Source organism: Streptosporangium sp. NPDC023963, from assembly GCF_040639135.1.
Taxonomy (GTDB): Bacteria; Actinomycetota; Actinomycetes; order Streptosporangiales; family Streptosporangiaceae; genus Streptosporangium.
The window spans coordinates 316,694-333,488 of the sequence record NZ_JBEZZK010000007.1 but is presented as its reverse complement, the minus strand read 5'-3'; the positions used below and the strand labels follow the sequence as shown (position 1 = coordinate 333,488).

17 protein-coding genes are annotated in these 16,795 nt (G+C 71.9%); 11 read left to right on the top strand and 6 right to left on the bottom strand.

Features of this window, described 5'->3' with window-relative positions; genetic code table 11:
- Positions 1–180: 180 nt before the first annotated feature.
- Both AB0F88_RS23420 and AB0F88_RS23415 read left to right on the top strand, forming a co-directional pair.
- On the top strand, positions 181–414 hold the full coding sequence (locus AB0F88_RS23420; protein WP_362687650.1) for a hypothetical protein: 234 nt from the start codon (positions 181–183) through the stop codon (positions 412–414).
- Positions 411–803 (top strand): hypothetical protein, encoded by a 393-nt coding sequence (locus AB0F88_RS23415; protein WP_362687647.1) that lies wholly within the window; start codon positions 411–413, stop codon positions 801–803. The genes AB0F88_RS23420 and AB0F88_RS23415 overlap by 4 nt, the downstream gene beginning before the upstream one ends.
- 39 nt (positions 804–842) lie before the next feature.
- Here AB0F88_RS23415 and secA2 read toward each other — a convergent pair whose 3' ends face one another.
- On the bottom strand, positions 843–3,044 hold the full coding sequence (secA2, locus tag AB0F88_RS23410) for an accessory Sec system translocase SecA2 (protein ID WP_362687823.1): 2,202 nt from the start codon (positions 3,042–3,044) through the stop codon (positions 843–845).
- Between the two features lie 208 nt (positions 3,045–3,252).
- Here secA2 and AB0F88_RS23405 point away from each other — a divergent pair, with 208 nt between their 5' ends.
- Entirely contained in the window at positions 3,253–4,404 is a 1,152-nt protein-coding gene (locus tag AB0F88_RS23405) for a lactate 2-monooxygenase (protein ID WP_362687644.1), read from the top strand.
- Positions 4,401–4,553: a hypothetical protein gene (locus AB0F88_RS23400; RefSeq protein ID WP_362687641.1), complete on the top strand. Its 153-nt coding sequence runs from the start codon at positions 4,401–4,403 to the stop codon at positions 4,551–4,553. Before AB0F88_RS23405 ends, AB0F88_RS23400 begins: the two co-directional genes overlap by 4 nt.
- 51 nt (positions 4,554–4,604) lie before the next feature.
- On the opposite strand, the gene AB0F88_RS23395 is transcribed toward AB0F88_RS23400, so the two are convergent.
- Positions 4,605–5,543 (bottom strand): EamA family transporter, encoded by a 939-nt coding sequence (locus AB0F88_RS23395; RefSeq protein ID WP_362687638.1) that lies wholly within the window; start codon positions 5,541–5,543, stop codon positions 4,605–4,607.
- Between the two features lie 327 nt (positions 5,544–5,870).
- On the opposite strand from AB0F88_RS23395, the gene AB0F88_RS23390 reads away from it, so the two are divergent.
- The 3 genes from AB0F88_RS23390 to AB0F88_RS23380 all read left to right on the top strand — a co-directional run bounded on the left by AB0F88_RS23390 (position 5,871) and on the right by AB0F88_RS23380 (position 9,162).
- The gene (locus AB0F88_RS23390; RefSeq protein ID WP_362687633.1) at positions 5,871–6,236 is read left to right on the top strand and encodes a VOC family protein; all 366 of its coding nucleotides are present in this window, start codon (positions 5,871–5,873) and stop codon (positions 6,234–6,236) included.
- Positions 6,237–6,450: 214 nt separating this feature from the next.
- Positions 6,451–8,103, top strand: coding sequence for a pentapeptide repeat-containing protein (locus tag AB0F88_RS23385; RefSeq protein WP_362687628.1), 1,653 nt, complete (start codon positions 6,451–6,453; stop codon positions 8,101–8,103).
- A gap of 198 nt (positions 8,104–8,301) precedes the next feature.
- Positions 8,302–9,162 carry a DMT family transporter gene (locus AB0F88_RS23380; protein ID WP_362687625.1) on the top strand — a complete coding sequence of 287 codons (861 nt, stop codon included), beginning with the start codon at positions 8,302–8,304 and terminating at the stop codon, positions 9,160–9,162.
- Between the two features lie 30 nt (positions 9,163–9,192).
- Here AB0F88_RS23380 and AB0F88_RS23375 read toward each other — a convergent pair whose 3' ends face one another.
- Positions 9,193–10,410: an FAD-dependent oxidoreductase gene (locus tag AB0F88_RS23375; protein WP_362687620.1), complete on the bottom strand. Its 1,218-nt coding sequence runs from the start codon at positions 10,408–10,410 to the stop codon at positions 9,193–9,195.
- 73 nt (positions 10,411–10,483) lie between these two features.
- On the opposite strand from AB0F88_RS23375, the gene AB0F88_RS23370 reads away from it, so the two are divergent.
- Positions 10,484–11,062 (top strand): TetR/AcrR family transcriptional regulator, encoded by a 579-nt coding sequence (locus AB0F88_RS23370; protein ID WP_362687617.1) that lies wholly within the window; start codon positions 10,484–10,486, stop codon positions 11,060–11,062.
- A gap of 122 nt (positions 11,063–11,184) precedes the next feature.
- Here the strand turns inward: AB0F88_RS23370 and AB0F88_RS23365 are convergent, their stop codons facing one another.
- Entirely contained in the window at positions 11,185–11,772 is a 588-nt protein-coding gene (locus AB0F88_RS23365; protein WP_362687614.1) for a GNAT family protein, read from the bottom strand.
- Positions 11,773–11,816: 44 nt separating this feature from the next.
- The gene (locus tag AB0F88_RS23360) at positions 11,817–12,413 is read right to left on the bottom strand and encodes a YdeI/OmpD-associated family protein (RefSeq protein WP_362687611.1); all 597 of its coding nucleotides are present in this window, start codon (positions 12,411–12,413) and stop codon (positions 11,817–11,819) included.
- A gap of 76 nt (positions 12,414–12,489) precedes the next feature.
- Between AB0F88_RS23360 and AB0F88_RS23355 the strand changes: the two genes are divergently transcribed.
- The 3 genes from AB0F88_RS23355 to AB0F88_RS23345 all read left to right on the top strand — a co-directional run bounded on the left by AB0F88_RS23355 (position 12,490) and on the right by AB0F88_RS23345 (position 16,087).
- A complete protein-coding gene (locus tag AB0F88_RS23355; protein WP_362687607.1) occupies positions 12,490–13,692 on the top strand; it encodes an acyl-CoA dehydrogenase family protein in 1,203 nt (400 codons plus the stop codon).
- 125 nt (positions 13,693–13,817) lie between these two features.
- Positions 13,818–14,987, top strand: a complete 1,170-nt coding sequence (locus AB0F88_RS23350; protein WP_362687820.1) for an acyl-CoA dehydrogenase family protein — start codon at positions 13,818–13,820, stop codon at positions 14,985–14,987.
- The gene (locus AB0F88_RS23345) at positions 14,984–16,087 is read left to right on the top strand and encodes an acyl-CoA dehydrogenase family protein (protein ID WP_362687604.1); all 1,104 of its coding nucleotides are present in this window, start codon (positions 14,984–14,986) and stop codon (positions 16,085–16,087) included. Before AB0F88_RS23350 ends, AB0F88_RS23345 begins: the two co-directional genes overlap by 4 nt.
- A 76-nt stretch (positions 16,088–16,163) precedes the next feature.
- On the opposite strand, the gene AB0F88_RS23340 is transcribed toward AB0F88_RS23345, so the two are convergent.
- The gene (locus AB0F88_RS23340; protein ID WP_362687601.1) at positions 16,164–16,766 is read right to left on the bottom strand and encodes a TetR/AcrR family transcriptional regulator; all 603 of its coding nucleotides are present in this window, start codon (positions 16,764–16,766) and stop codon (positions 16,164–16,166) included.
- Between the last annotated feature and the right edge of the window lie 29 nt (positions 16,767–16,795).

The following is a 16,795-nucleotide window of genomic DNA, read 5'->3' as shown; positions in this document are numbered from 1 at the left end:
GGTGATCGGCGAAACCATTACCACACACGTAACGCGCGCCATGATGTCGGCGACGCGCACCGCGCCACGTCTGAGTGACGCGAACCGGGCCCCGGAATTTATCCCCACGCATCACGGCAAACCGCCGAGCTGTTGTCCAGTTCGCTGGACGTCCTTCGTCCAGTACGCTAGCTTCCGTGCGTGCTCCAGACATACCCCGAGATCCGCGACCGGATCTACGAGCTCGCACGCCGGCACGCCTTGCGTCCCGACTGGGTCGACGCGGGCAGGACCACCCGGTCCCTGTTGCTCTACAACTCCGATCAGGTGGTGGTCGCCCGGTCCCGGGTCCCCATGCGGCATATGGACCCCGACCTGCTCGCGGCTCTCGCACATGACTTGGAAGACGTGTTCGGAAAGGGATGGTTGGAATGACCGATGCACCCCTGCGGCTCACGATGAAGGCCGTGCGTAAGACCGATTACTGGATCGCGCTCCCGATGGACGCCCCCATCCAGGGAGGCGTCTCCGGCGACACCCTCGCGGAGCTGTACGAGGAGGTGGAGGCGGCCAAACACTTCATCCTCGACGTCCCCGCGGAGGCCGAGATCGTTGTGACGTACCTGTACGAGGTGGCCGGTGTCCCGCCCGCGGTACTCGACACCTACCGGGACCTTCGGGCACGGCGCGACCAGGTGGCCGCGCAACTCGGCGAGACCGCGAGGGAGGCCGTGGCGGCTCTCCGGGCGGCGGGCGTCTCCGTCCGCGACAGCGCGGCCCTGCTTGAGCTGTCGAAGTCGCGGGTCGATCAGCTCAGCGCCTGAAGGACGGCCCTCCCCGTCGCGACGGCCGCCCGAAAGGCGTCAACGGTGGCGGACCTTGGTGGCGAGGCGGTTGAGGATGCGGTCCCACTCGGTGCCGAAGGGGTTGTCCTGGACGAGGTAGGTCCAGGTGGCGGTGGGGCGCTTGAGGCCCGCGCCCTCCAGGTCGAGGCCCTCCTCGGTGACGGTGGCGGTCTCGAAGGTCTCGACCGAGCGTGACTCGATCTCGGCCAGCAGGCGCTGGTAGGCCGGTACGGCGTCCTTGTGGAACTCGTCGATCGGGTTGAGCCTGCCGAGGACCCGCAGGTGGATGCCCTCCCGCAGCTCCGCCAGGTACGCCAGGTGGTCGGCCCAGCCGCGGTCGAGGTGGAACAGCACGATCTGGCGGGCCGCCTCGTGCAGCACGTCCTCGCCGACGCTCTCCGCCAGCTCCGCCCACCGCTCGGGGGCCGCGGCGGCCAGCGCCTCGCCGGCCACCCTGTCGCGCAGGACCCGGTCGCGGCGCTCCAGCAGCTGGCCGCGCTGGCGCTCCAGCAGGCGGGTGTAGCGCCAGGTGTTGCGGTGGATCTCCATGTTGACGCCCTCGGCGACCCGCTGGGCGTGGCCCACGAGGGAGTGTTCCGGCACGCCCTTGGCGTACTCGTCGGCGACGTAGTGGGTGATCAGCTCGTCCTCGCCGCTGACGAGGAAGACCGAGCCGCCGGGGTCGCCCTGGCGGCCCGCGCGCCCGCGGAGCTGGTCGTCCAGGCGGCTGCTGGTGTGCCGGCCAGAGCCGATGACGTACAGGCCGCCGAGCTCGTCGACGCCCTCGCCGAGGCGGATGTCGGTGCCGCGCCCGGCCATCTGGGTGGAGACCGTGAGCGCGCCGCGCTCCCCGGCCCGGGAGATGATGGCCGCCTCCTCGGCGTCGTTCTTGGCGTTGAGGACCACGCACTCCAGCCCGCGCCCGCTCAGGGTGAGCGCCAGGCGCTCGGACTCGGCCACGTCCAGGGTGCCGATCAGGATGGGCCGGCCGGTGGCGTGCACCTCGACGATCTCCTCGACCAGCGCGAGGTCCTTCTCCATGCGGTACTCGAAGAGGCGGTCGGGCTCGTCGATCCGCACGTTCGGCCGGTTGGGCTGGATCACGGCGACCTTGAGGTCGTAGAACTCCCGCAGCTGGTCGCCGACCGCCACCGCGGTGCCGGTCATGCCGCACTTCTCCGGGTAACGGGTGATCAGCGCCTGGACGGTGATCGAGTCGAGGATCTCGCCGGTCTCCGACGGCGAGAGCGCCTCCTTGGCCTCCACCGCCGCCTGCAGCCCGTCCGGCCAGCGCTGCAGCAGCGCGACCCGCCCCCGGGAGGGGTTGATCAGGTGCACCTTGCCGTCGCGGACGATGTAGTCGACGTCCTTGGTCAGCAGGGCGTGCGCGTGCAGCGCGAGGTTGACGTCCGTCAGGGTGGCCGGGGTGTCGTAGAGGTCCAGGCCGAGCGCCTGCTCGACGGTGTCGATGCCCTTGCTCGTCAGGTGGACGTTGCGCGCCTGGTCGTCGAGCTCGTAGTGGTAGCCCTTGACCAGCTGCCTGACCAGCACCGCCATCTCCGGGACCGCGTCGCCGGGGTCGGCGGCGCCGGCCAGCACCAGCGGCACCCGGGCCTCGTCGACCAGCACGGAGTCGGCCTCGTCGACCAGCGCCACGGCCGGCGCGGGCACGATCAGGTCGTCCACGGCGGTGCTCAGCCGGTCGCGCAGCACGTCGAAGCCGATCTCGCTGACCGAGCCGTACGTCACGTCCGCCGCGTAGGCCGCCCGGCGCTCGCCGGGGGTGGAGTTCTGCCCGATCCAGCCGCAGGAGACGCCGAGCGCCTCGTAGAGCGGGCCCATCCACTCGGCGTCACGCTGGGCCAGGTAGTCGTTGACCGAGATGACGTGGACGCGCTTGCCCTGCAGGGCGTATCCGGCGGCGGCCATCGCGCCGGACAGGGTCTTGCCCTCGCCGGTGGCCATCTCCGCGACGTTTCCCGACAGCATCGCCAGCATGCCGACCAGCTGCACGTCGTACGGCCGCAGGTCGAGCGCGCGGCGCGCGGCCTCGCGCACGATCGCGCAGAACTCGGGCAGGTCGTCGACCGACGGCGCGGGCAGCTCGTCGAGCGCGCGGATCCGCTCCTCGCGGGTCCCGGCCTCCGCGACGACCTTCTCGAACTTCGAGAGGTCGATGGTGCCGGGGCGTTCGAGGAACCGCCTGAAGAGCTGGGTAATCGAGGCCACGTTCCCTCCAACGCCCGTCCCCGGGCTCGCGTTCCGTCTCTCCGCACATTGTGGTGCAAAGATCGGCCGTTCAGGATCGGGGTGCTCCCGCCAGATTTCCGGGGCACCGATGACTTGTCCTGCCATAGCGGGATAAGTCGGAGGTGATTTTAGCCAACAAGCCGTGGACATCCAGGATGATCGCCACAAAGCTTGGAGCATGGCCTTCTCCGATTACCAGTACGAGATCTACCTCAACGGCCTGGTCGGGACCCCGCCCCCGTACTCGACGTCCGTCGCCGAGCTGGAGCGGGTCGCGCGCGAGCGGCTCGACCCGGGACCGTACTGGTACGTCGCCGGTTCCGCGGGGACCGGCGCGACCGAGCGCGCCAACCGCGAGGCGTTCGACCGCCGGAGGATCGTGCCCAGGATGCTGCGCGACGTCCCGGTCAGGGATCTCGCCGTCGAGCTGTTCGGCAGGACCTACCCCGCGCCGCTCGCCCTCGCCCCGATCGGGGTGCAGTCGATCGTGCACCCGGACGGCGAGATGGCCACCGCGAGGGCCGCCGCCTCGCTCGGCATTCCCACGGTGCTGAGCACCGCCGCGTCCCACACGCTGGAGGAGGTGGCCGAGGCCGACGGCCCCCGGTGGTACCAGCTCTACTGGCCGCACGACGACGAGGTCACGCTCAGTCTGCTCGACCGGGCCGCCAAGAACGGCTACGACACCCTGGTCGTCACCCTCGACACCTGGACCCTGGCCTGGCGCCCGCACGATCTCGACCACGCCTACCTGCCGTTCCTGCGCGGGACCGGCCTGGCGATCCCGCTGTCGGACCCGGTGTTCCGCGCCAGGCTGGCCCGCCCGGTCGAGGAGGACCTCGACGCGGCGATCATGCAGTGGGTACCGATGTTCAACGGCCGCCCCCACACGTGGGACCAGCTGTCCCTGCTCCGCGACAACTGGGACGGGCCGATCGTCCTCAAAGGTATCCAGCACGTGGACGACGCCCTGCGCGCCGCGGACGCGGGCATGGACGGCGTGGTCGTCTCCAACCACGGGGGCCGCCAGATCGACGGCGCCACGGCCTCGCTCGACGCGCTCCCCGCGATCGCGGCGGCCGTGGGCGACCGGATGACCGTGCTGTTCGACTCGGGCGTCCGCACCGGCTCCGACATCGTCAAGGCCCTCGCCCTCGGCGCGCGGGCCGTGCTCCTCGGCAGGCCGTACGTCTGGGGCCTGGCCGCGGGCGGCGAGGACGGCGTGCGCCACGTGGTGCGCGGCCTGCTCGCCGAGCTCGATCTCACCCTCGGCCTGGCGGGTCACAGCCGTGTCGCCGATCTCGACCCTTCCGTCCTGGAGGTGCTGTGAGCCTGTCCGGCCTGCGGCCCGTGCCCGGTGACCGGCTCACCTTCCGGCTCCCGCCGAGGTTCGAGAGCGTGGAGGGGGAGCGCCGCCACCGCCGGGTTCCGGCCCCGCACGACCAGATCGTCGCCACCGGCCCCGGCCTGTTCGGCTGACGTCCCGCGAGGGCCCCGTACGGATTCCCCCGTACGGGGCCCTCGCCCTCGTCACACCGGGACGGGCGCCTGTCCTCTCTCCTTCAGGGCGAGCAGGGCGACCGCGCCGAGCAGCAGGACGCTCCCGCACGCCGTCGCCGGGGTGAGCCGCTCGCCGAGCAGCAGGATTCCCAGGACCGCCGCGCCGACCGGCTCCACCAGGGAGATCACGGCGGCCGTCGTGGCGCGTACCGCGGCGAGGCCGGTGAAGAAGAGCCCGTAGGCCAGGGCCGTCGGCACCGTACCGAGGTAGGCGACGACCGCCCAGGAGGCGAGCGGGTCACCGGAGGGCAGCAGGCCCTGGGCCCACGCGACGGGGAGCAGGCAGAGCCCGCCGACGACGAAGCCGCCCGTCGCGGTGGCGTACGGCTCGTCGGCGGAGGCCCGGTTGAGCAGGGTCACCCCCGCGTACCCGGCCGCCGACAGCAGGGCCCACCCGACACCGGCCGCCGAGAAGGCGGCCCACCCGTCGCCGAGCGTCAGCACGGCCAGGCCGGTCAGGGCGATCGTGACCGCGCCCAGCCCGGCGGCGCCCAGGTGTTCGCCCAGCAGCAGCCGCCCGCCCGCGGCCACCAGGACGGGGGTCGCGCCTATCGTGACCACGGTGGCCACGGCCAGGCCCGACTCGGCGATCGCCGCGAAGTAGGCGGTCTGGTAGACGGCCATCGCCACGCCGGTGACCAGGACCCGCCCGAGCACCGGGCCCCGCCGGGCGAGGCGGGCCGGCCGGAGGGTGGTGAGCGGCCCGGCGGGCCGGGGCCGGCCGAGGCCGAACAGGCACCTGGCCAGCAGGAGCACGGCGGCTCCGGCGGCGAACCGCCAGAAGGAGACGGCGACGGGGCCGAGCCCGCCCGCCTGGTGGAGCAGCGCGCCGGCGGCGCCGCCGGTACCCCAGGCGGTCGCCGCGATGGACACGTACAGCAGGCCCCGCCGTACGGAGACATGCGTCATGGAGATCTCTCCAGATGAGGTGGTCGTCGTCAGGTCGCACGTATGCGGACGGCAAGCACCCACCGGACCGCTCGGGTCCGGTCGTCAGGAGAGAGGGCCGCCCGCTAGGGGGCGGTCGGCGGGGAAACGATCAGAAACACGGAGTCACCCTAACCAGGCCCTCCTCGCGGCGGCCACCCCTTATTCCGGCCACCGGCTGTCCCGGCACCTGTTCCGGCACCTGTTTCGGCACCTGTGCCCGGGCTTGTCCCGGCGCCTGGACCTGTCCCGCGAACCGGCCCGGCAAACGTGACAGCAGCTGACAGGTATGGGCGGGACGATCGTTCCATGACCACGACAGCACAGCTTCTCGCCGTGAACATCGACTGCGCCGAGCCCAGGCGGCTGGCCGAGTTCTACGCGGCCGTCCTCGGTTACGAGGTCCAGTACGCGGAGGACACCTACGCCGGTATCGGCGACGGCACGATGAGCATCTACTTCCAGCAGAATCTCGACCGCAAGCCGTCCACCTGGCCGGGGCCCGACAAGCAGTTCCACCTGGACGTCCGCGTGCCCGACCTGGAAGGGGCCGTCCGGGACTACCTGGAACTCGGAGCCACCCGGCCCGACTTCCAGCCCGGCGAGGGAAAGTGGGTCGTGCTCGCCGACCCCGAGGGGCACCTGTTCTGCGTCTGTCCGCCCAGAGGCCAGTGACCACGGACCGGTGACCACGGACCGGTGACCAGCGGAGGCAGGGCGGGGGCGGCGAGGGCGGCGGGGGCAGGGCGTTCCTCCGGACGACTGGACGATCCGGGAGGGATGCGCTGGAGTTGCCTTCCGGACTCTCTCCTCCCCGGAGGCGGCGGAGAGCCCGTTCTCCCTCGCCCGGATCGTCCGAAGGCGGGGGCCCCACCCCCGAGGAGGATCGATGAGGCGGCACCCCCGGCGCGGGACGGTCGGCGTGATCTCACTCGTCGCGGCGGGGGCGGTGGCGACGGCCGCGCTGGTGGCGGGCCGAGCCGGGGCGCCGGACCTGGCGGCCTACGTCCCCCTGCCCGGCCTGCTCGCCCTGGTGGCCGCGGTGCTCGCGGGGGTGGGCGCCGGGCTGACCCTGGCGCGTCCCCGGCGGGACGACCGCGCGGCACTGCGCGTCCTGTCCTGGTGGTGGGTCCTCGCCGGCGTCGTGCTCATCGTCGTGTCCATGTGGAGCGCCACGGCGGTCCTGCTGTTCCTCGCGGACACGGCGCCGGACGCGTCCAAGCGCGTCGAGATGCGCCTGGACGCGGTGAAGACCGGCCTGACCGTGGGTGCCGGGGCCGTGGGGCTGGTGGCGCTCCTCCTGGGCGTGCGCCGCCAGTGGCTCGGGGAACGCACGCAGGCCTACCAGGAGTACGACGCCGATGAGCGGCGCGTGACCGAGCTCTACACCAAGGCGACCGACCAGCTCGGGCACGACAAGGCCGCCGTGCGCCTGGCCGGCCTGCACGCCCTGGAACGCGTCGCGCAGGACAATCCCGAGCACCGCCAGACGGTCGTCGACGTGATCTGCGCCTATCTGCGGATGCCCCCCACCCCGGCCGCGCCGGCGGAGGCGGAACCCGACGGCCGGGAGGAGACCATCGACCCGCAGGAACTCCAGGTACGCGCCACGGCCCAGGGAATCCTCAGGACCCACCTGCGCTGGAGCGGGTCCGAGCCGGTCAGGCCCGTCACGTTCTGGCCGGACATCGATCTCGACCTCACGGGCGCGTGGCTGGTGAAGCCGGGGTTCGTCGACTGCCGGATGCGCCGGGCACGTTTCGGCGGAGCCAGGTTCGAGGGGTTCGCCCGCTTCGACAGGGCCGTCTTCGAGGGCGTGGCGGTGTTCGGGGGAGCGGTCTTCAGCGGCCGGGCGGCCTGGGGGGAGGCCAACTACAAGGCGGGCTTCGAGGGGGCGGTCTTCAGGGACGAGGCCGTGTTCCGGGAGACGACGTTCGCCCTCCGGGCGGATTTCAGGGGGGTCACGTTCGAGCGGGAGGTGTTCTTCAACCGGGCCGTCTTCAGGGACCGGGCTCTCTTCCGCGGGACCACCTTCTCGGGGACCGCGCTCTTCGGAGACGCCGTGTTCGAGGACGAGGCGGTCTTCCGCCAGGCCACTTTCGAGGGAAGGGCGTCCCTCGCCGAGACCGTCTTCACGACCGCGCCCGCCTTCTGGGAGGCGACGGTACGGGAGGCTCCCGGCGCGCTGCGATCCTGGCCCGCCGGCTGGCGGGAGGCCGCCCGCGATGACGGCTCCGGCACGGCGCATCTGGTCTGGGAGGTCCGCGATGACCGCGACAACCGCGAGAGCCACGGGGACCCCGACGGCTCCCGGCCCGGCGATGACGGCTCCGGCACCGCGCATCTCGTCCCCGAGGACTCCGAAGGCCCCGAGGACCCTTCGGACCCCGAAGACACTGAGAGCACCGAGGACCCCGAGGACCGTGCGGGCTCCCGGCCCGGCGAGCCCGCCGCAGCCCGGACCGGTGACGGCGGTCGAGGTGCCGATCGGATCCGGGCCGATGGCCAGGATGTCGGTCACATCCGGAGTGCCGGTTCGTAAGGGCGTTTCCCGCCGGAGAGGGCGTCGCGCTCTCGTCGGTACCGGCCGGACGACGCCTCTCCGCGGCTCGTACGGGCACGAGGCTGTGTCTCGTACAGACAGAAGAAGGTCCCTACCCGTTCGCCGTGCGCCTTAAGCTTGCGGGATGACCCGTGAATCGCTTCTTTCCGGATGCCCCGTCCGTTATGTGAGGTGGCGATGACCTGGGTCGGGATATCGATCGCCCTGGTCGGCGCGCTGGGCTACGCCCTGGGAGCCGCGCTCCAGCAGTTCGAGGCGGTCTCCGAGGGCGCCTCGCTGAAGCTGATGAAGCGGCCCCGCTGGTGGCTCGGCGGCGTCATCGGTTTCACCGGGGCGTCCCTGCACGCCGTGGCCCTCAGCTTCGCGCCGCTGATCGCGGTGCAGCCGATCAGCGTGGCGACGCTGGTGTTCGCGGTGCCGCTGGCGGCGATGCTGCACGGCAGGCGCCCGCACAAGGCGGAGATCATCGGTTCGATCGCGGTGGCCGTCGGGCTGCTCGGGCTGCTGTTGCTCGTCCCCGCGCACCCGGTGAGACCCCACATGACGAACCAGGAGGGGCTGGGCTTCCTCGGCTGCGTCGGGCTGGTCGTGCTGGTGTCTCATCTGCTGGCACGGAAGATGTCCGGCTCGGCCCACGCGCTCGTACTGTCGGTCGGCGCGGGGGCGGTGACGGCCAGCGTCTCCACCTTCGTCCGGGTGGTGGGCGGCAACTTCGACGGCGACCTGAGCACGCTGCTCAACTGGTTCGCGCTGGCCATCCCCCTGCTGCTCATCTGCGCGGTCGTGCTGCTGCAGAAGACCTACGAGGTGGGTTACTTCGGCATCTCCTACGCCGCGGTCCAGATCGTCGACCCGATCACCTCGATCCTCGCGGGCGCGCTCCTGCTCGACGAGGCGGTGCCCAGCGGCTGGCTGAACGTGATCCCCGCCCTCGGCGCCGCCGCGCTGCTCGTCTGGGGGACGATCACCCTGGGACGGCTCTCGCCCGACCATGGGGTTCCCGCCACGGTGCGCGAGAAGGCGGGCGTCACGCCGTAGCCGCGCCGTGGTCGCGAAACGGCCGCGGGGTCAGGTGGCGGGCGGTGTCCAGCCGAACACCTCGTCCATCGGACCGGTCACGCTCGACGGGGCGAGCCGCCAGCTGAGCGCCATCATCGCGTCGCGCAGCCGTACGGCCGGCGGGGTGCGGATCCGGGTGGCGCGGCAGATCGCGGCGGACCGGGCCACGATCCTGGACGTACGCTCAAGCCGCGCGGCGGTGTAGCCCGCCAGCGGGTCGTTCCCGCCGGTCGGCCCGCCGCTTCCGGCCGGTGATACGGCGCTCGCGCCGTCCGCGTTGATGCCGCCGGTGAACCTCCGGCCGTCGCCGGCCACGTGGGCCAGCACCACCGCGTCCTCGATCGCCTGGCAGGCGCCCTGGCCCAGGTTGGGGGTCATGGCGTGCGCGGCGTCGCCCAGCAGGGCGACCCGGCCCCGGTGCATGGCGGGCAGCGGGGTGGCGAGGTAGCGGATGTCGTTCCTCAGGACCTTCTCCGGCGAGGCCGCGGCGAGCAGCTCAGGGATCGGGGAGTGCCAGTCCCCGAACAACCGGCGCAGCTCGGCCAGCTGGTCCCCGCCACCGCCGCCCGCCGGGACGGTGTCGGTGGCGTAGCAGTAGGACGTGCCCCCGGCCAGTGGCATGACGCCGAAGACCCTGCCCCGCCCCCAGCTCTCGTACGCCTGGCCCGGGACGCCCTCGGCGGGGATGAGCACCCGCCAGCTGGTGACGCCCGCGTAGCGGGGGGCGGGATGGCCGGGGAACAGCGCCGACCTGACGGGAGAGTGGATGCCGTCGGCCGCCACCACCAGGTCCGCCTCCGCCGGCCCGTCGGGGAGGGTCACCAGGCCGCTCTCCGGGTCGACCCCCGAGACCTCGGTGTTCAGCCGGACCGTACCGGGTGCGAGATGGGAGGAGAGGATGTCGATCAGCTCCGCGCGGCGCAGCAGCACGATGGAGTCGCCGTCGTTGCGCGCCGAGGCGGCCTCCGCGCTGGTCCTCACCAGCCACCGGCCGTCGGAGCGCCGGATGCCGCCCGCGCCCTGGACCGCCGACAGCCTGCGGATCTCGTCGCCGGCCCCGATCGTGTCGAGCGCCTTGAGCGCGTTGGCGGCGACGCCCAGGCCCGAACCGACCGGCTCCAGGGACGCCGCCCGCTCGAACACCGTCACGTCCCAGCCGCGCCGCTGGAGCGCCACCGCCGCCGTCAGCCCGCCGATGCCCGCTCCGATGACCACCGCACGTGTCATGACATTCTCCTTCACTACAGGTGTAGTAGATGCTACTGCTCCCGTAGCTGAACTACAAATGTAGTATCGAAGGGTGAAGTCCCAACGCGCGGAGCTCGTCGCCGACACCGCCATCGCCCTGCTGGTGGATCGGGGAATGCGCGGCCTGACCCACCGAGCCGTGGACGAGGCGGCCGGGCTGCCGCCGGGGTCGACCTCCAACCTGGCCCGCACCCGGTCCGCGCTCCTGGAGCTGACCCTCGCACGGCTTGCCCAGTTGGAGACCGCCGCGTTCGCGCCACTCCTCGGCCCGCCGGGGCCGGACGTGATCGAGGCCCTCGCCGAGATGATGGCCAGGGCGCTCTGGACGCAGCTGACCGCCGGCCGCAAGCAGACGATCGCCCGCTACGAACTGGCCTTCGAGGCCACCCGCCGCCCGGAGCTGCGCACGATCTACGACAGGGCCGGTGAGCGCTTCCGTGACATCGCGGTCTCGATCCTCTCGGCCGCCGGGTCGTCCGACCCGGTACGGCACGGGCGCCAGCTCGTCGCCTTCGGCGAGGGGGCGATGTTCGACGCGGTCATCGGCGCCGGCGCGGAACCGACCCTGGACGACCTCCGCCTGGGGATCGGGGAACTCCTGCGCGGCATGCTCGGCCGCGAAGGTCCGTAGGCCGCGAACCGCGCGTCACGGGCCGAGAACCGGATCACGGGCCGAGAACCGCGGACCGCGGGGCTGATGGTTCGGCGGGGCTGGTGGTTCGGCGGGGCTGGTGGTTCGGCAGGGCTGATGGTTCAGCGGGGCGGGCCGGTGAGGCGGGCGCGGTGGGCCGGCCACTCGTCGTCGAGGATGCTGAAATAGGCGGTGTCGCGCCAGGTGCCGTCGGCACGGCGGCGCTGGCGGCGCAGGGTGCCCTCGGCGACGCCGCCGACGCGCATGATCGCGTTCTGCGAGCGGACGTTCAGGTTGTCGGTCTTGAGCTGGACCCGGTTCACGCCCAGCTTGTCGAAGGCGTGGTCGATCAGCAGGACCTTGCACTCGGTGTTCACCGCGGAGCGCCACACGGACCTGCCGTACCAGGTCCAGCCGATCTCGATGCTGTCGGCGTATCCGGGGGTGTCGATGTAGGTGGTCCAGCCGACCGCGCGGCCGGTCTCCCTCAGGATCACCGCGAACGGCACGTGGTCCGGCGTCTCGATCAGCCGTACCGCGATCTCCGCCAGCTCGGCCTCGGTGCGCGGGGTCGGGGCGGGCATCCAGCGCCACACCTCGTCGTCGCCGCCACCGGCCAGGAACAGGTCGGGGATGTGGCCGCCGGTCAGCGGCTCCAGCCGTACGGTCTCGCCTTCGAGGACGACGGGAACGGGCATCTTCGCGGTCATGGATACGACACTAGAACCTGCGGTGGACCTGCTCGAAGGTCCACTCAGGGGGTGTTCTCGGGGACCACTCGGCGCTCGAACTGCGCGAGCCTGCGTCCCGCCGCCGAGTCCTCGATCAGCCGGACGAGACGCTTCTCCCTCGTCTCGGGCCGCTTCGCGGTGGTCACCCAGTGCAGCGCGGTCCTGCGGTAGCCGGGCGGCTGGCTCCGGAACCACTCCCAGGCCGCCGTCTCCGCGCGGAAGCGGCGCTCCTGCTCCTCGTCCAGCGCGGCGTCCTCGGCCCGCTCGTGGGAGTAGATCACCGAGTTGTCCTCGGTCCGCTGCCCGAAGGCCAGCAGGCCCGCGGGACGCATCAGGCCGCGCTCGGTCAGTTCGGCGACCTTGGCGATGTTGACCGCGCTCCACGTGCTGCGCGCCTTGCGCGGTGTGAAGCGGATGCTGTAGCTCTCGGCGTCGACGGTCCTGCGGACGCCGTCGATCCAGCCGAAGCACAGGGCCTGCTCGACGGACTCGGGCCAGGTCATGCTGGGACGGCCGGTGCCCTTCTTGAAGAAGCCCACCAGCAGTTCCTTCCCGGTCTCGTGGTGCTCCTCCAGCCAGGCGCGGAACTCCTCGGGGGTGGCGAAGAAGGCGGGGTCCATGGGGTCGAGCATAGAGGGCCTGTCGACAGGCATACCGTCCGGTCGGTACCCTCACGGGAGACCGTGAGGAGGGGCCATGGATTTCGCGTTCGACGCCGAGACCGAGGAACTGCGGGGACGACTGCTCGGCTTCATGGACGAGTGTGTGTATCCGGCGGAGGAGGCTTTCGAGGCCCAGGCCGCCGAGAGCGGGTGGGCCACTCCGCCGCTGATGGAGGACCTCAAGGAGGAGGCGCGCAGGCGGGGCCTGTGGAATCTCTTCCTGCCGGGCGAGCACGGCGCGGGCCTGACCAACCTGCGGTACGCGCCGCTGGCCGAGATCATGGGCCGCTCGCCGAGGATCGCCCCGACCGCGACCAACTGCGCCGCCCCCGACACCGGCAACATGGAGGTCCTCTCCATGTTCGGCAGCGAGTGGCAGCGCAAGGAGTGGCTGGAACCGCTGCTGCGCGGCGAGATCCGGTCGGCGTTCGCGATGACCGAGCCCGACACCGCGTCCTCCGACGCCACGAACATCGCGCTGTCGATCGTCAGGGACGGCTCCGAGTACGTCGTCAACGGCCGCAAGTGGTTCGCCTCCGGCGCGATGAACCCCAACTGCAAGATCTTCATCGTGATGGGCAAGACCGACCCCGAGGCGTCCTCGCACCGGCAGCAGTCGATGATCCTGATGCCGCGCGACACGCCCGGCATGCACGTCAAGCGGGGCATGCACGTCTTCGGCTACTCCGACTCCGACCACGGCGGGCACGCCGAGATCGTGTTCGAGGACGCCAGGGTGCCGGTCGACAACCTGATCGGCGAGGAGGGCGGCGGCTTCGCGATCGCCCAGGCCCGCCTCGGGCCCGGCCGCATCCACCACTGCATGCGGTTGATCGGGATGGCCGAGCGGGCCGTTGAGATGATGTGCGTCCGGACCCTGTCGCGGAACGCGTTCGGCAAGCCGATCGCCCAGCAGGGTGTCGTCCAGGACTGGATCGCCGAGTCGCGGGTGAAGATCGAGCAACTCCGCCTGCTCGTGCTGAAGACCGCCTGGCTGATGGACACCGTGGGCAACCGGGGGGCCCACGCCGAGATCCAGGCCATCAAGATCGCCACACCGCGCGACGTGGAGTGGATCCTGGACAAGGCGATCCAGTCCCATGGCGCCGGAGGCGTCAGCCAGGACTTCCCGCTGGCCGGCCTCTGGGCGGGCGCCCGCTCGCTGCGGCTCGCCGACGGGCCCGACGAGGTCCACAAGCGCTCCCTGGCCTACCGGGAACTCAAGAAGCACATTTGACCCGGCGCCCGCCCACCGTCCCGGGGGGCGAGCGGTGCCGGGCGCCCCGGAGGCGAGGCGCGGGGCGCGAACCGATGACGGTCGACGAGGATCGATGGAGATCGACGAAGGGAGCGTTCGTGACGCTGGACGAGAAGGCGGTCAGGGAGCGCGCTGCCGCGTTCCTGGCCGGGCACGACCCCGCCGGGGACCGGCTGGAGTTCCTGAGGGCCAGGTTCGACGCCGGGCTGGCCTGGGTGCACTTCCCGGAAGGGCTCGGCGGGCTCGGAGCCGCGCGCGAGCTGCAGAACGTCGTGGAGCACGAGCTGGCGGGGACGCCGCAGCTCAATGTCGGGCTGCAGACGATCGGGCTGGGGATGGCGGCGCCCACGATCCTGACGTTCGGCACCGACGAGCAGCGCAGGCGGTTCCTGCGCCCGCTGTGGACGGGCGAGGAGATCTGGTGCCAGCTCTTCAGCGAGCCCGGTGCCGGTTCCGACCTGGCCACGCTCGCCACCCGCGCGGTCAGGGACGGCGACGAGTGGGTGGTGGACGGGCAGAAGGTGTGGACCTCCGGCGCCCACCACTCGCGCTGGGCGATCCTGGTCGCCAGGACCGACGTGGACGTGCCCAAGCACCGGGGGCTCACCTACTTCGTGTGCGACATGCACGCCCCCGGGGTCGAGGTCAGGCCGCTGCGGCAGATCACCGGCGAGGCCGAGTTCAACGAGGTCTTCCTCACCGGCGTACGGCTCGGTGACGACCTGCGGCTGGGGGAGGTCGGCGACGGCTGGCGGGTCGCGCAGACCACGCTCATGAACGAGCGGGTCGCCATCGGCGGCGCGCCGGTCCGGCGGGGCGGCGGCGTGGTCGGCCTGGTCGCCGACACCTGGCGTTCCCGGCCCGAGGCGCGCACCCACGACCTGCACCAGCGGCTGCTGCGCCTGTGGGTGGAGGCGGAGGTGACCCGCCTGGCCGGTACGCGCCTGCGCGAGCAGCTCTCCGCCGGGCAGCCGGGACCCGAGGGCTCCGGCATGAAGCTCGCCTTCGCCGACCTCAACCAGGCCCTGTCGGGGCTGGACGTGGAACTGCGCGGAGAGGAGGGCCTGGTCTACGACGACTGGACCTTCCGCCGCTCCGACGGCGTCGACTTCTTCGGCCGGGGCCCCGGATACCGCTACCTCCGCGCTAAGGGCAACTCCATCGAGGGCGGCACCTCGGAGATCCTGCGCAACATCATCGCCGAGCGCGTGCTCGGCCTCCCCTCGGAACCCCGCGTCGACAAGGACGTGCCCTGGAAGGACCTTCCGCGATGACCCTCCTTTATACCGAGGTGGAAGAGGAACTGCGCGCCTCCGTGCGGGATCTTCTCTCGGACCGCTGCGGGGCCGACGCCGTGTTGAGGCGTGCCGAGTCCGAGGCGCCGTACGACATGGACCTGTGGAAGACGCTGTCGCGGGACATCGGGGTGGCGGGCCTGCTGGTGCCGGAGGAGTACGGCGGGGCAGGGGCGTCGGCGCGGGAGGTCGCGGTGGTGCTGGAGGAGCTGGGGCGGGCGGTGGCGCCGCTGCCGTTCTTCACCAGCTCGGTACTCGCCACGAAGGCCCTGCTGCAGGTCGGCGAGAAGGACCTGATCCAGCGACTCGCCTCTGGGGAGACCACGGCGGCGCTCGCGGTGTCGCTGGCCGCCTCGCCGTACCGTCCGCTGCCGGGGACCGTCACCGTCACCGACGGTGGGGTGCTGAACGGGGAGATCACGGCGGTGGCCGGCGCGGACGTGGCGGACGTGTTGCTCGTGCCCGTCGGGACGGCGCTCTACCAGGTGAAGGCCGCGGATGTCCGGATCGACGTGGTGCCGTCGCTCGACCTGACGCGGCCGGTCGCCACCGTCACGTTCTCCGGCACCCCCGCCGGTGAGGCGATCGGCGGGCTCGACGTGCGGAGGGTGCTGAGCTTCGGCGCGGGCCTGCTCGCCTCCGAGCAGCTCGGGGTCGCCGAGTGGTGTCTGGGCACGACGCTCTCCTACATCAAGGAGCGCCACCAGTTCGCCCGGCCGGTCGGCTCCTTCCAGGCGATCAAGCACCGGATGGCCGACCTCTGGCTGGACGTGGTGCGGGCCCGTGCCGCCGCGAGGAACGCGGCCGACCTGCTGGCCACGGACCCGGGCGCGCCCGATGGGGGGGAGGCGGCCCGCGACCGCGAGCTGGCGGCGGCGGTGGCCGCGTCGTGGTGCTCGGAGGTGGCGGTGCACGTCGCCGAGGAGAGCGTCCAGCTCCACGGAGGGATCGGGATGACCTGGGAGCACCCGGTGCACCTCTATCTCAAGCGCGCGAAGTCCGCCGAGATCGCGTTCGGCACCCCCGGCGCCCACCGGGAGGCCGTGGCGGCCCTCGCGGACCTGCCCGCTCCCGCCTGACCGTATGCCGACGCGACGCCCCCCGGCTCCGTGCCGGGGGGCGTCGCGGAGTTCGTCGCCCTGTCCGGGCGGAGGGTCACGCGGGGGGTGCCGGCGGATCCGGCCGCAGCGAGGTGAGGAGCAGGTCGGCGAAGTGCGCCCCCAGCTCGGGGCCGGAGAGCGCGCCCTCCGCGCTGTACCAGGTGCCCAGATGGTGGACGGAGCCGAAGAAGAAGTCGACGACGATGTCCGCGGGGACGTCGCTCCTGAAGGTGCCCTCGCGCTGCCCCTCGGTGACCAGGTCGCGGAAGCGCTCGTGGTAGTTGCGCCGCTCGGCGCGGACGACCTTGCGGGTGTCGGGCGCGAGCAGGTGCATCGAGCGGAAGAAGATCTTGGAGTCGTCCAGGTTCTCCACCGTGGTGGTCACGACGTCCGCGGCGGCGGAGTGCAGGCGGGTGGCCACCGGTCCCGGGCCGTCGGCGAAGTGGGTCAGCCGCTCCATCTGCAGGCGCAGCACGCGCCCGTAGATCTCGTGGAGCAGGTCGTCCTTGGAATCGAAATAGTGGTACATGGCGCCCTTGGTGACGCCGGCCGCCGAGACGACCTCCTGAACTGACGTACTCTCGAAGCCTCGCTCGGCGAACAGACGTGTGGCCTCGCTGAGCAGGCGTTGCCGTACCGGCTCCTGGTCCTGAGTCATGCGTCCCCCATGGTGTGGTGAGGGAAAGC